The organism is Phytobacter diazotrophicus (assembly GCF_052061655.1).
GTDB classification, from domain to species: Bacteria; Pseudomonadota; Gammaproteobacteria; order Enterobacterales; family Enterobacteriaceae; genus Phytobacter; species Phytobacter diazotrophicus.
Genome location: NZ_CM125428.1, coordinates 4975372 through 4989789 on the forward strand (window position 1 = coordinate 4975372; position 14418 = coordinate 4989789).

Below are 14418 nucleotides of genomic sequence, written 5' to 3' on the forward strand. Positions count from 1 at the left end.
TATGTTTCGAATTAGTGTGCTTGTTTTGGCTCTCCTGAGCGCGGGCTGTGTGTCGCTCGACCCGACCTATCAACGCCCGGCAGCCCCGGTTCCTGCCACCTTGCCGGGTAGCAGCGGCGAGGCGAAGGCGGTCGCCACCGACTGGAAGCAGGTGGTCAATGACAGCCGCCTGCAGCAAGTGGTGAGCCTGTCGCTCACCCAAAACCGCGATGTGCAAAAAGCGATTGCCGATATTGATGCGGCACGCGCGCTTTATGTCGAAGACCGGGCCGCACTCTTCCCCACCGTCAATGCGGAGTTGAGCAATACCCGCAGCCGTACCGCGGCCACCGGCGTGACGTCCAGTGCAGAGGCCAATGGCGCGGTGTCGAGCTTTGAACTGGATCTGTTTGGCCGTAACCAGAGCCTCGCGCGGGCCCAGCGGGAGACCTGGCTTGCCAGCGAATATACCGCGCAAAACACCCGCCTGACGCTGGTAGGGGAAATCACCACCGCGTGGATTACGCTGGCGGCGGATAACAGCAACCTGGCGCTGGCACAGCAGACAATGGCGAGCGCGCAAAATTCGCTCACGATTGTGAAGCGTCAACAGCAGGTGGGGACGGCGGCGGCGACGGATGTAAGCGAAGCCATGGCGGTTTATCAGCAGGCACGAGCGAGCGTCGCCAGTTACAAAACCCAGGTGGCGCAGGATATCAATGCGCTCAATCTGCTGGCGGGAACGACCGTGGCGCAAAGTCTGCTGCCCGGTACGCTCGAAAGCCTGGCGCAGGACAGCATCAAGCTGACGCCTGCGGGGGTGTCGTCTTCGGTATTATTGCGCCGTCCGGATATTCAGGAAGCGGAGCACAACCTGAAAAGCGCCAATGCCAACATTGGTGCGGCGCGGGCGAATTTCTTCCCGTCGATTTCGTTAACCGCCAGCGCAGGGGTGGGCAGTTCAGCCCTGTCGTCGCTGTTTAATAACGGTATGAAAGTCTGGTCGTTTGCCCCGTCGATTTCGCTGCCGCTGTTTACCGGGGGCAGCAACCTGGCGCAGTTGCGCTACGCGGAAGCAGAGAAGAAAGGGTTGATCGCTACCTACGAGAAAACGATTCAGAGCGCGTTTAAAGATGTTGCCGATGCCCTCGCCCGCCGCCAGACGCTGGATGAACAGCTCGACGCCCAGCGTGAATATGTGGCTGCCGAACAGAAAACGCTGGATATCGCTCAACGTCAATATCAGGCCGGGACCGGGAATTATTTGTCGGTGCTGACCGCACAGCGTTCGCTGTGGTCAGCACAGGAGGGGTTGATTTCGCTACAGCAGACAGATCTTGAGAACCGGGTAACGTTGTGGCAATCCCTGGGGGGTGGCGTGGGGTGATTGTCCTCTCACCCTAACCGTCTGCCCAAAGGGGCGAGGGGACCGTTCGACTGCCGCATACGGGAATGTCCCCGGCGACGCTGCGCTTGCCAGGGCTACGAATTTCTTTTCCCCCTCTCCCTCAGGGAGAGGGCCGGGGTGAGGGTGTAGATACTGTGAACGTCTTCAACCTTGTTAGCCATGGCTGACTCATTTTCCCGCATGACAACCACAGCGACATCTTTGTGCCCCCTGGCGCAGAGCGTGCAGCGAGGGGGTTGAGTCCCCGCTGAAATCGGTGAGACGAAGACCCGATGGCAAGGTCAGGCCGCCAGGGATGGCGGACTGAGGTTTGTCGAGACAGGACAAAATCGTCCGGAACGATTTTGAACAACGCAGCGCGTTGGCCCGAAGGGCGAGCCCCAGGGATGGGGCGAGTAACTCGAGTCAAACCGACCGCAGGCAGCGGGGCGGGAGGCGAACGCAGTGCGAAGCACCGATTTTTTGCGGGGCCGCGGGGATTGTAAAGGGGAACGCGGTGTTCCCCTTTACCCGTTCACGTGTTCAGGAGGTCCATTTCGCCATGAACATACGGTGAACGGAACCCACCTCCCGAGCCGCATTTTCCCCCTCACCCTGGCCATCTCCCCAAAGAGGAGAGGGGACCGTTCGTGCTCGCATTTTTTGTGGGAATCCCTCCCCCCCCTCTACGATCGGGCACCAAACCCGTAGCCCGGGTAAGGCACTGCCGCCATCCGGGAATCCCCCCTTGCCCATCGCCGGAATTACACCTTTTTGCCGCCGGGCTTCAGGCCACGGTGAAACTCATTGATGCGCTTCACCGTTTTGATGGCTCGCTGGGAGGTAGCCGACGCCACGGACAACACAATCATCTCCAGACACAGCAACACCGTGCCATGCAGCGGGATTTTGCCCTTCTCACCGCCGCGCGGCACATGGATCACCACGTCTGCCTCTTTGCTAAAACGCGAATCCAGCGCATTGGTCAGCAAAATCGTCGGGATACCCAGCCGCTTGGTCTCTTTCAGGGTCGTCAGCCCCTCCCGATGGGCCGATTTCTGCGCCATCATCACCAGCACATCGCCGCGTTGCAGGCTAATCAACTGCTCTGCCAGCCCAATACCGGTACGGTTGAGCGCCACCGCGGGCAGCCCGACGCGGCTGAACAGGCGGGCGGTGTAATCGGCCAGAATCCCCGAAGCGCCAATCCCAAAAATGGCCGCCTGACGCGCCTCCACCAGCAGGGCGACGGCCTGCGCGATGGCATAACGGTTATCCGGCGCAGACAACACCTCGCAGGTGTACTGGTGCCCTTCGAGCACAAAATCGATGCCGGAATTGACATCGCACGACAGCGCCCCGACCGTGGTACTCATCTTTTCCGCCGAGGTCACCGTCGGCCCAAACCAGTGCTCCATCGTCTGTTTCAGATCGCGTAATCCGGCAAAGCCGAGCGCCTGAATCGCGCGCACCACCGTGGCGTCCGAGGTTTGCGTGGCCGCCGCAATTTCAATGGCCGTATGCTCCAGCACCACGTCCCGGTTTTCGTGGATGTAGCGCGCCACCGACAATAAGCGCGGCGACAGCGTATGCGCCCGCGCCCGGTAGCGCTCGCCATAGACATCCACCCGCCCTTTGCTTTTCGTTGCGCGCATCATGGCGTTGCACCCGGTAACGGACGCCCGGCAATCTGCGATTGCACCTGTGCCGCCATCAGGCCCAGCGCCGCATAGGAGTTGGAAATGGCCTCTTCCCGTGAAATCAACACATAATGCCCGGTACGGCAGGCCGACAGAAAATTACACCAGCCCGGCATCACCGCATCCATCGCCGCCAGCTCATCCTGCGGCTTACCGCCGGTATCCCCACGCCAGGTAGCGAAGACAAAATCGGCATCCAGCTCCGGCAGCCGTTCCGCGCTGACATCAATACGCCCGCCTTCCGGGATACGCTCAATCAGCGGCGGGAAGGTGAACCCGGCATCACGCAGCACACGTCCCAGCGAATGATAGGTATGCAGGGCGTTGATTTTCCCCTGGTTGGCCTGAATCACCGACACGCGGATTTTGCGGGTATCCACCGTCGCTTTTAGCGCCGCGATTTGCGCCTGATAGCGACGTTCAAGAATGGCAAGTCGTGCCTGACTGCCGGTCAACTCCGCCAGTTTGCTGTAGATACGCGGCGCGCCACCGTCAAGGTGATCGATACTGACGGTCGGGGCGATTTTTTCCAGTTGCTCCACCGGCGTATTGCGACTTGGCTCGGTAATGATCAGATCCGGTTTTGCCGCCGCCACGGCTTCAATATCAATGGTTGCGGTGCCGATAAACGCGATCTGGCTGTTATCAAAATCCACCCCGGTCAACATCGCACTCGAGCGCAGCGTATGGCTGCCGTCGGGTCGGGTGCGGCCATGGCTGGCGACCGGCGGCACGCCCAGCTCAATCAGCGGAATGGTGATATCGAGATCGTGCAACGAGACAATACGCTGCGGATGCAGCGGCACGGTCACCGTCCGCCCCAGATCATCGGTAAAGGTGCGGGTCGCGGGTTCGGCATGCACCGCCGTCACCGCCAGTAATAAGAAAGCGAAAAGTAAACGCATACGGCTCCCTGAGTTATAACCGGTCCCGCCGCTGCCAGAGCAACAGCAGGAAAAATGGTCCGCCCGTCAATGAAATCACAATGCCCGCCGGGATTTGCAGCGGCGCAAATGCCAGCCGCCCCAGCGAATCGGCCACCAGCACCAGCAGCGCACCGAGCAACGCACTGCCTGACAACAGCGCCACCTGGCCGCCGCGCAGCAGAAAACGCGCCATATGCGGCGCAATCAGCCCGACAAAACCGATGCTACCCGCACAAGAGACACAGGCGGCGGTCAGTAACACCGGAGCAAAAAAACGAATGCGCATCAGCCACGCCATCCGCACGCCAAGCCCGGCGGCGGCCTGATGGCCGAGCAGCGCCACATCTGAGGCCCGCGCGGTAACAAACAACATCAGCGCGGCAGGCAGCGCCCAGCAGGTCGCCACCACCAGCAGCGGCCAGGTGGCGGTATGCAGGCTGCCCGCCATCCACACCAGCGCGGTCTGCACATCGCGCACATCGGCGGTGGTCATAAACACCCCAATGCCTGCCGCAAACGTCCAGGAGACGCCAATACCGAGCAAAATAAAACGCGGACGCGAAAAATCCCGCGCCAGCAGCAGCACGATCAACGCCGCCAGCAGGCCGCCCGCCATGCCCACTACGGGCCGCCAGGCCAGCCCCAGCGCCGGGAAGAGGAGGATTAACGCCAGCACCGCCACGCTACTGCCCTCTTTTACCCCCAGCAGCCCAGGGTCCGCCAGACCATTGCGGGTGATCGATTGCATCGCCGCCCCGGCCATACCCAGCATGGCGCCGCACAGCAGCGCCATCAGCAGGCGCGGCAAACGGATATCCCACACGATGTACAACTGTTCTGCATTAAGCGCCTGTGGGAAAAAGAGAGCACGCCCGATCGCCGATGCGGGAACCGGCAGCGAGCCTTGCATCAGGCCGGAAAGTAATAACCCCAGTGCGAGCACCAGCAGCACGGCGCCCCATACAGCCGTCTTTGGCCGCCATAAACGGGAAAAACGCCACAGACGAAACGAACGAAAGCCTGCGCGTGATAGCAGCGAACTCATTTGAATAACCTCGATGCCAGCAGGATAAACAGCGGTGCTCCCACGAGCGCGGTCATCACCCCGGTTGCCAGCTCATGGGGGGCGACCAGCGTACGGGCGGCGATATCCGCCAGCAGCAACAGTAACGCCCCCGTGAGCGCACAAAGCGGCACGCCCGGGCGCAGGTCATCGGTAGCAAAACGGCGCACCAGATGCGGGACGACCAGGCCGACAAAGCCGATCGGCCCGGCCAGTGATACCGCCGCCCCGCACAACAAGGCAATGGCAACAAGCCCAAGGCCACGGGTACGCGCCAGCGAAATCCCCAGCCCGATAGCCACCTGATCCCCCAGCGCCAGCATATTGAGCGCCGGGGCTACCCACAGTGCCAGAACCAGCCCCGTCGCAGCCACCAGCGCCGCAGTGCGGACCGCCTCCCAGCGTAGCCCTGCCAGATCCCCGGCAAGCCAGGTGCGCATTGCCAGCAGGGTTTGTTCATCAAGGATCAGAATGGCGGCAGTGAGAGAGGAGGTAAACGCGGTGAGCGCCACGCCACACAGGGTGACCTTCATCGGCGTCAGCCCGCTTTTCCCGGCGCTGGCAATACCCATCACCAGCGCAAACAGCGCCCCGGCACCGCAGGCGGCGATCAGCGGTTGCCCAGGGCCGAAAGCAAGCCCAAGCGCGGTGGTCGCAACCACCGCCAGCGCCGCCCCTGCATTCAGCCCAAGGATATGCGGCTCACCGAGCGGATTACGGATCACCGTCTGTAACAGCGCCCCGGCGACGCCAAGCGCCGCCCCCACCACCAGCGCCGCCACAAGGCGCAGCAGACGCAGGCTGATAATTATCTGATGGTCGAAGTTGCGCGGGTCGAAGGCCAGAAACGCACGGACAACGGTTTGCGGGCCAATCATGCGCGCCCCCAGCCCCAGATGGGCCACCGAGGCCAGCACGAGCAACACCAGCACCAGCAGGAGTGCCAGCCCGCTTCGCCCGCTACGGCGGCGTACAAGAAGTGATTCCGTGGTCATACGTGCGGCTCGTGCTGACGGCGAAATGGCATAAAGAAGGGTTTCCCGGTCATCGGGTTAATGGAGACATGCACATCAACATCAAAGACCGATTTGATAAGCTCCGCCGGGCAGGGATCGCCTTCGTGCAACACGCCTTCCACTTTGCCCTGACGCAGAAAGACCAGCGTATCGCCGTAATTCACCGCGAAGTTCAGATCGTGTAATACCACCACTACGGTGCGCCCGTGTTGGCGGGTCAGCGAGTGCAGCAGTTCAAGGATCTCCACCTGATAACGCAGGTCGAGGAAAGTGGTGGGTTCGTCGAGTAAAATCACCGGGGTTTGCTGGGCCAGCGCCATCGCAATCCAGCAGCGTTGACGCTGGCCGCCGGAGAGGCTGTCGACCGGAAGATGCGCGAACGCTGTGGTGCCGGTCACCGCCAGCGCCTCTTCAACCGCCTGCTGGTCGTCGTCAGACCATTGGCGCATAAAGGTTTGCCAGGGGAAACGTCCACGGGAGACCAGTTCAAACACGGTGAGCCCTTCGGGGACTAACGGTGACTGAGGCAGGATCCCCAACTGGCGCGAGACCGCTTTGGTCGGCTGTTGGTGAATGGCTTTGCCGTCAAGCTGGACGCTGCCGCCCAGCGGTTTGAGCAGGCGCGCAATGGTACTGAGGAGCGTGGATTTGCCGCTGCCGTTCGCACCGACCAGCACGGTCATTTTGCCGGAGGGGATGGCAAGGCTGATGCCATCAACAATCACCTTTTGTTGATAACCTGCCGAGAGATTATCCAGCACAATTCCGGGCCGACTGGCCGCGTTGTCCACCTGCTGTGGCATGTATACTCCTGCGCCGCAACCACGTGGTACACTCCGCGCGCGCCAGCTTAACAAATAAAAATAAATATCATTCTCTTTTAGATTTTGCCGCCAGGCAATGTAGTAGTCAAGAGAATCAAATACCCATAACTTCACCGGGTATTTTAGGGTGACTACAGCCACTTCACTGGGTGATTGCTATTTTTAATTTGTTTATTTTCAATAAATTAAATGGATAAAGGGGATGTTTTCAGGCGCATTTTCATCCGCAAAATGCGGTGTAGTCATTTTTCTCACTTTTCCATTTACTACTACATTTCGCCATGATTGAATGATTCTCAATTACATATCCGGCATGAATAACTCACGCCGAAGGATAGATTTACAGTCGCGGGCAATGAATAAAAATCTTCCCTTATGCATGACTGGCAGAGGGCATTTTGGAAAAACGGACAACATGGCTGAGTTAACTTCTTCGATCTCCGGGAAAAAAGGGCACGCACTGTTTTCTGCGTTGTTCCTGGGGGCAACCTTTTCACCTCTGGCACAGGCAGCAACAAACGCTGCGCAGGATAAAGACAGTGACACGCTGACCGTACTGGCAGGCGCGTCATCGGCAGATCAGGCTGCGACGGCGGGCTATCAACCGCTGAACACCTCGGCGGCAACGCTCACCACCATGCCGCTGCTGGATATTCCGCAGGTGGTTAACACCGTGAGCGATAAAGTGCTGGAAGATCAGCATGCGACAACCCTGGATGAAGCGCTGTATAACGTCAGTAACGTGGTGCAGACCAACACCTTAGGCGGCACGCAGGATGCCTTTGTGCGCCGTGGCTTTGGCGCGAACCGCGACGGGTCAATCATGACCAATGGCCTGAGAACGGTGCTGCCGCGCAGCTTTAATGCTGCGACCTCGCGCGTTGAAGTACTGAAAGGCCCGGCCTCCACGCTGTACGGTATTCTGGATCCCGGTGGGCTTATCAATGTTGTAACGAAACGCCCGCAAACCACTTTTGGTGGCTCCGTCTCTGCCACCTCTTCCAGCTTTGGCGGTGGCACCGGGGATCTCGATATTACCGGGCCGATTGAAGGCACTCGCCTGGCGTATCGTTTGACTGGCGAATATCAGAACGAAGATTACTGGCGCAACTTCGGTAAAGAGAAAAGCACTTTTATCTCCCCGTCGCTGACCTGGTTTGGCGATGACGCCACGGTGAGCGTGCTGTACTCGCACCGTGACTACAACACCCCGTTTGATCGCGGCACGATTTTCGATCTCAAGACCAAACAGCCGGTGAATGCCAGCCGTGAAACCCGCTTCGATGAGCCGTTCAACATTACCGATGGTGCATCTGATCTGGCGCAACTGAATGCCGAATACCGTCTCAACAGCGCATGGACGGCGAAGTTTGACTACAGCTTTAGCCAGGATAAATACACCGATAACCAGTCGCGCGTGATGGCCTATGATGCAGCCACCGGGAATCTAACGCGCCGAGTGGATGCCACGCAGGGATCGACCCAGCGGATGCACAGCACCCGCGCCGATCTGCAGGGCAACGTGGATATCGCCGGGTTTTATAACGAGATCCTGACCGGCGTGTCGTATGAAAATTACGATCTGCTGCGTACCGATATGATCCGCTGCAAAAACGTCAAAGATTTCAATATCTATAACCCGACCTACGGTAATGCCAGCAAATGTACGTCGGTGTCAGCATCGGACAGCGACCAGACCATCAGGCAGGAGAGCTACTCTGCCTATGTTCAGGATGCGCTGTACCTGACGGACAAATGGATCGCCGTCGCCGGTGTGCGTTATCAGTACTACACCGAGTACGCAGGCAAAGGCCGTCCGTTCAATGTGAACACCGACAGCACCGACGAACAATGGACGCCGAAATTCGGCCTGGTCTACAAGCTGACGCCGTCCATCTCCCTGTTCGGCAACGTGGCGCAGTCGTTTATGCCGCAGTACTCCATCGCCAGCTATATTGGCGATCTGCCGCCCGAAACCTCCACCGCGTGGGAAGTGGGGGCGAAGTTCGACCTCTTTGACGGCGTCACCGCCAATATTTCCCTGTTTGATATTCACAAACGCAACGTGATGTACAGCGAGATTGTCGGTGACGAGACCGTGGCGAAAACCGCAGGCCGCGTGCGTTCGCAGGGCGTGGAAATGGATATCGCCGGCGCGCTGACCAGCAATATGAATGTTATCGCCAGCTACAGCTATACCGACGCCAAAGTACTCGAAGATCCGGAATATGCCGGGAAACCGCTGCCAAACGTGCCGCGCCATACCGGTTCTGTGTTCCTGACGTATGACATCCGCAATATGCCGGGCGGCAATACGCTGACGCTCGGCGGCGGCGGTCACGGGGTTAATCGTCGCTCGGCTACCAACGGCGCGGATTACTACCTGCCGGGCTATTTTGTGGCTGACGCCTTCGCCGCTTACAAGATGAAGCTGCAATACCCGGTCACGCTGCAATTGAACGTGAAAAACCTGTTCGACAAGTCCTATTACACCTCGTCCATCGCCACCAACAACCTGGGTAACCAGCCTGGCGATCCGCGTGAAGTGCAGTTCACGGTGAAAATGGATTTTTAAGGTTAATGTTTGTGAGCATTGCCCCGCGTTTGCGGGGCTTTTTTTTGCCTGTCGCAAGCCGCTCCGGTTTCCAGGGAAAGACATCGTTGCGCGTATTGCCTATGATGATCCGCTTAGCGTAACGCCCACAGGGAAAATACCGCACGTCAGGATCGGGAAATCAGATGACAAAAATTGAGCAGCTTGAGCAACTGGTGGCGAAATATCAGAATGATTTGGCCTACTACCACTCCAGAAAATATAACGAAACGCAGCTACGAACTGATTTTCTCGATCCGCTGTTTACCCTTCTGGGTTGGGACATTATCAACGCCCAGGGTAAACCAACCAACGAGCGTGAAGTGCTGGTCGAAGAGGGATTAAAAGCGCGGATGGGGGAAAACGCGAAGAAACCGGATTACACCTTCCGTCTGTTCTCTGAGCGCAAATTCTTTGTCGAAGCCAAAAAGCCGAGCGTGGATATTACCCTTGACCCGGAACCGGCAAAACAGGTGCGACGCTACGGCTTTACCGGTAAATTAAAAATCTCGGTGCTGACTAATTTCGAATATACCGCCATTTATGACTGCTCCAATCCGGTAGAACAGAGCGACCAGACCAGCCACTCACGTATCAAGCTGTATCACTACAGCGAACTGGCGGCCCACTTCGATGAAATTATGGCGCTGATGGGCCGTGATAGCGTCTATTCCGGGCAATTTGATAACGAATGGTCCGCCATTGAAAGCAAGATCCTGCGCTTTAGCGTCGACGATCTGTTCCTCCGGCAAATCAATCAATGGCGTTTATTGCTCGCCAGGGAGTTTCTCTCCCTCAAGCCCGGTCTGAATGAAGAAGAGATTAACGATCTGACGCAGAACTACATTAACTGCATTGTCTTTTTGCGCGTTTGTGAAGATCGTGACTTAGAAGCTTATGAGACACTCTGGTCTTTAGCGCAGAAACAGGATTACCAGGCGCTGGTGCAGACCTTGCAGGCCTCGGATCGCAAATATGACTCCGGCCTGTTCGCCCTCGACCATATTGCGGAGCTGATCAGTAATGATAATTCTGCGATCTGGGAGATCATCAATCAGCTCTATTTCCCACAAAGCACTTACTCCTTTGCGGTCTTTTCTTCCGATATTCTCGGCAGTATTTACGAGATCTTCCTGAGCGAAAAAATCAAAATTGGCCCCAACGGCACGCCCGAAATTCGCCCTAAAGAGGAACATCTCGATCGCGATGTGGTGACCACACCGATACACATCATTAAAGAGATTATCCGCAACACGGTAAGCGAATTTTGCCGGGGCAAAAACGATGAGCAGATCCTTAATGCCAAATTCGCCGATATCGCCTGCGGCTCGGGAGCCTTTCTTCTGGAGGTCTTTCAGTATCTCCAGGATACGCTGGTCGACTATTACATCAGGCACGATCGCACGAAGCTTCAACAGCTTTCGCCGCACAGCTTCAAACTGAAATTGTCGGTGAAAAAAGAGCTGCTCAGCCGCTGTATTTACGGTATCGATAAAGATTACAACGCGGTAAAAGCCTGTGCTTTTGGTCTGCTGCTCAAGTTGCTGGAAGGGGAATCGAAAGAGACGATTGGCGATGACAAACCCATCCTGCCGAAAATTCAGCGCAACATTATTTTCGGCAATAGTCTGGTGGATGCAAATGACGGGGTTGCGGCGGCGGACAGCTATAGCGTGAACCCGCTGCATATTGATGAAAACAGCTTCGATGTGATTGTCGGCAACCCTCCGTATATGGCAACGGAGCATATGAAGCAGTTCACCCCGGCCGAATTGCCTGTCTACAAAAAGAAATACCAGTCGGCTTACAAACAGTTCGATAAATACTTCCTGTTTGTCGAACGCGCCATGCAGTTGCTAAAAGAGGATGGCTATCTGGGCTATATTCTTCCGTCCAAATTCACCAAAATCGGCGCGGGGAAAAACCTGCGTAAGCTGCTGGCGGATAACCGCTATCTGAGCAAACTGATTTCGTTTGGTTCGCATCAGGTCTTTCTCAATAAAACCACCTATACCTGCCTGCTGTGTCTGCAAAAATCGCCGCAGAATGAATTCGCTTTTTATGAAGTGAAAGACTTTAAAAAGTGGCTGACCCGTGAAGATAAATCGTCGCTGTTAAGTCTTCATTCGCCCGATAAACTGGACTCCGACACCTGGGTGCTGGAGAAAGAAACGAACGATATTTTGCAGCGAATGTTCAGCAAGTCTGCCGAACTGGGGGAGATTCTGGGCAAAGGAGCCATTGCCAACGGTATCCAGACCAGCGCCAATGAATATTACGTACATAAGAGCCTGAAAACGGAAAATGGCTATGTCTGGTTCGTTTACGACGGCGTGGAATATTCTGTTGAAGAGGCCTTAACCCGCCCCTATTTTGAAACGCCACGCTCGGGTCAGGATAACTTCTACAGCTATAAAGATGTGGAGCCGAACGCCTTCGTCATTTACCCCTATCATAAGGTGGATGGCCGCATTCAGTTTATTGAGTACGACGATTTACGTGCCCTTTATCCGCAGACGTTCGCTTTTCTGCAGGTGGTCAAACCGCATCTTGATAATGGCAAGCGGTCGATAAAACCAGATCCGACAACGCCGCATGAGTGGTATCGCTATGGGCGCAGTCAGGCGCTGGAGAACTGCGATGTGCCGCAAAAAATTATCGTCGGCGTGCTGTCGAATGGCTACAAATACGCGATTGATAACCACCGGACGTTTGTCTCTTCTGGCGGCACCGCGGGCTACAGCATTATTAATGTTCCCGACGACTGCCCCTACTCCATTTACTATATTCAGGCGCTGTTGACCTCCCGCCATCTGGAGTGGTTCGCATCGATTTATGGGGAAATTTTCCGCGGCGGCTTTATCGCCAGGGGCACCAAAATCCAGACCCGGATGCCGATTCCGACCATCCGCTTTGCCGACAGCGCAGACGCGGCGCGCCATGATGATATCGCCACCCTGCAAAAGCAGCTTAACCACCTGTACGCGCAGATTACGCAGGCATCCGCACGGGAAAAAATCGTTTATCAGCGCCAGTTCGACACCCAGCAGGCGCGGATGGACGCGTTGATTACGGCGCTGTTTGATTTGGGTGAGCTGGACGAGAAAATCCCGTCGATAGAGGTGTTGTATAAGGGGCTGTGAGTGGTTTTCTCCCGGATGGCGGCGCAAACGCCTTATCCGGGCTATCCCACAGGGAGAGGGAGAAAACCGGGCGTAGCCCCGGTTAGCGAAGCGCCACCGGGGGAGGGTTATTTCCGTAACCGGCGATCCTTTAACTTTTCCCAGATCGCCATCAGCCTGTCGTTATCGCTTTTGCTAAAACCTAACGCCGCGAGGATCTTCTCGCCCTGGCTGCGGATCACGGCGGCGATCTCACCGGCTTTCACCTGCTGGTTGATACCCGCCAGATCGTGTTCCATCCCCTCAATAACCGGGATATACAGTTGTTCAATCTCCGACGGCACCAGCTCCAGCACACCGCCACCGTAATAGCGCCCTTCCAGCTCAGCGGTAATGGCCGTCAGCGGATTTAAAAAGCTGCACACCAGATTTTCACTGCTGGTAAAGGTCGAACGCACACGATAGGCGGTATCGGTGGTGTAGGCTTCCGCCTGATTGAGGATTAAACGCGGCGCTTCATGGCAGCGTTTCAGCATGCCGATACTGGTGCTGTAAACCGAAGGGACCTTGTACCACGGCTTGCGAATGCGGCACTTATAGCGCGTATGCAACTCCTGCGACTGGCCGAAAAGGATGTACTCCTTCACTTTTAACGGCAGAGCCTCGAATTCGTCGGCGATATACAGAAAATTAGTCGGCAGACCGTCACGCTGGTTTTCCGCATGCTGGTTTGCATCGTACAAAATCCCCGGACAATGCTGGCTGCGGCCAAACATCGGATGGGCATAATCGGCCAGTTGATACTGATCAACGGTCTGATTATCCACGAGGAAAAACTCATTCGCCCCGGTGACGATCCCCACGTCCACGGTGGCAATATCATTAAACTGATGCACCGAGGCATGATTGATAAGCGACTGAATCAACGCCAGCTCATCGCGCTCCAGCACCGCTTTGGTCCATTTCCCGGCGACGGTTTCCCCGTTGATTCCCGGCGTACGCGCAAAGAGCGCGTTGGGATCTTCGGCAAGGAAATCAAAGCCGTTAACGCTGACGATCCCCACACCTTCGGTTTCCTGCTGTGGATCGGTTTTCTTCTCAGCCAGGATGATCACCGCCCCCTGCAGGGTGTCTTCAAACCAGATCTCTTTCGGATCGATAATCACGATCTTCGAGCACACCTGCCCCGCGTAACTGCGCAGCGACTGCGCATGCATCACGTGAATGATTTCCGATGGGATCACCATGCCAAGCCGCCCGCCCTCTTTAAGCAGCGCCAGCGAGGAGAGCAAAAACGGAACCCAGGCATTGGTATGTTTGGTGAATTTCTGCTTGAGCTGTTTAAACACCAGCTCCGCCTGCACCTGAAATTCATTTTCGAGGAACTGGTAGCGGATAAACGGCGGGTTGCCTACCACGCCATCATAAAGCGTATGGTTTTCAGCGAGTTGCTTATTGGCCCACACCAGGTAGTCGCCTTCGGTCACCGTCGCGTTGGAAAACCCCAGGGTCTCGCAGCGCTGCACAGCTTTTTGCGCCTCGATATCAAAAAGCTCAAAGCATTCCAGGTTGACCGCTTTATCGCCATTGTTGTTATGAATAGCCTGAATAAATGCGCCATCACCGCAACTCGGTTCCAGCACGCTGGCCGGATGTGTGCTCAACACCCAGCGGGTCACGTAATCGGCTAAGTTTTGCGGCGTATAGTAACCACCCCGGAGTTTCTGGCTGGTCTGGTCTGCTTTGAATTTCATTCGTTACCTTTGAAAAGCCCGCGCGGTCAGTGCGCCGTTTCTGCGCGACATAGG

General features: G+C 56.7%; 9 protein-coding genes. 3 read left to right on the forward strand and 6 right to left on the reverse strand.

Features of this window, described 5'->3' with window-relative positions:
• The first annotated feature begins 1 nt into the window (after position 1).
• Positions 2 to 1366 carry an efflux transporter outer membrane subunit gene (locus ACS0RQ_RS24135; protein ID WP_271848697.1) on the forward strand — a complete coding sequence of 455 codons (1365 nt, stop codon included), beginning with the start codon at positions 2 to 4 and terminating at the stop codon, positions 1364 to 1366.
• Positions 1367 to 2130: 764 nt separating this feature from the next.
• Here the strand turns inward: ACS0RQ_RS24135 and ACS0RQ_RS24140 are convergent.
• From ACS0RQ_RS24140 to ACS0RQ_RS24160, 5 genes are read right to left on the reverse strand one after another with little or no spacing between them, the layout of a single operon-like run.
• Positions 2131 to 3024, reverse strand: coding sequence for a MurR/RpiR family transcriptional regulator (locus ACS0RQ_RS24140; RefSeq protein WP_108702094.1), 894 nt, complete (start codon positions 3022 to 3024; stop codon positions 2131 to 2133).
• Positions 3021 to 3971: an ABC transporter substrate-binding protein gene (locus ACS0RQ_RS24145; protein WP_271848696.1), complete on the reverse strand. Its 951-nt coding sequence runs from the start codon at positions 3969 to 3971 to the stop codon at positions 3021 to 3023. The genes ACS0RQ_RS24140 and ACS0RQ_RS24145 overlap by 4 nt, the downstream gene beginning before the upstream one ends.
• 13 nt (positions 3972 to 3984) lie before the next feature.
• On the reverse strand, positions 3985 to 5037 hold the full coding sequence (locus ACS0RQ_RS24150; RefSeq protein WP_271848695.1) for a FecCD family ABC transporter permease: 1053 nt from the start codon (positions 5035 to 5037) through the stop codon (positions 3985 to 3987).
• Complete coding sequence (locus ACS0RQ_RS24155; RefSeq protein ID WP_271848694.1) at positions 5034 to 6050, reverse strand: FecCD family ABC transporter permease; 1017 nt, start codon at positions 6048 to 6050, stop codon at positions 5034 to 5036. The genes ACS0RQ_RS24150 and ACS0RQ_RS24155 overlap by 4 nt, the downstream gene beginning before the upstream one ends.
• Positions 6047 to 6874, reverse strand: a complete 828-nt coding sequence (locus ACS0RQ_RS24160; RefSeq protein WP_271848693.1) for an ABC transporter ATP-binding protein — start codon at positions 6872 to 6874, stop codon at positions 6047 to 6049. Before ACS0RQ_RS24160 ends, ACS0RQ_RS24155 begins: the two co-directional genes overlap by 4 nt.
• 436 nt (positions 6875 to 7310) lie before the next feature.
• Between ACS0RQ_RS24160 and ACS0RQ_RS24165 the strand changes: the two genes are divergently transcribed.
• A complete protein-coding gene (locus ACS0RQ_RS24165) occupies positions 7311 to 9470 on the forward strand; it encodes a TonB-dependent siderophore receptor (protein WP_334632421.1) in 2160 nt (719 codons plus the stop codon).
• 164 nt (positions 9471 to 9634) lie between these two features.
• Positions 9635 to 12631, forward strand: coding sequence for an Eco57I restriction-modification methylase domain-containing protein (locus ACS0RQ_RS24170; protein ID WP_271848691.1), 2997 nt, complete (start codon positions 9635 to 9637; stop codon positions 12629 to 12631).
• A 107-nt stretch (positions 12632 to 12738) separates the two neighbouring features.
• Here the strand turns inward: ACS0RQ_RS24170 and ACS0RQ_RS24175 are convergent, their stop codons facing one another.
• Positions 12739 to 14364, reverse strand: a complete 1626-nt coding sequence (locus ACS0RQ_RS24175) for an Eco57I restriction-modification methylase domain-containing protein (RefSeq protein ID WP_271848690.1) — start codon at positions 14362 to 14364, stop codon at positions 12739 to 12741.
• Between the last annotated feature and the right edge of the window lie 54 nt (positions 14365 to 14418).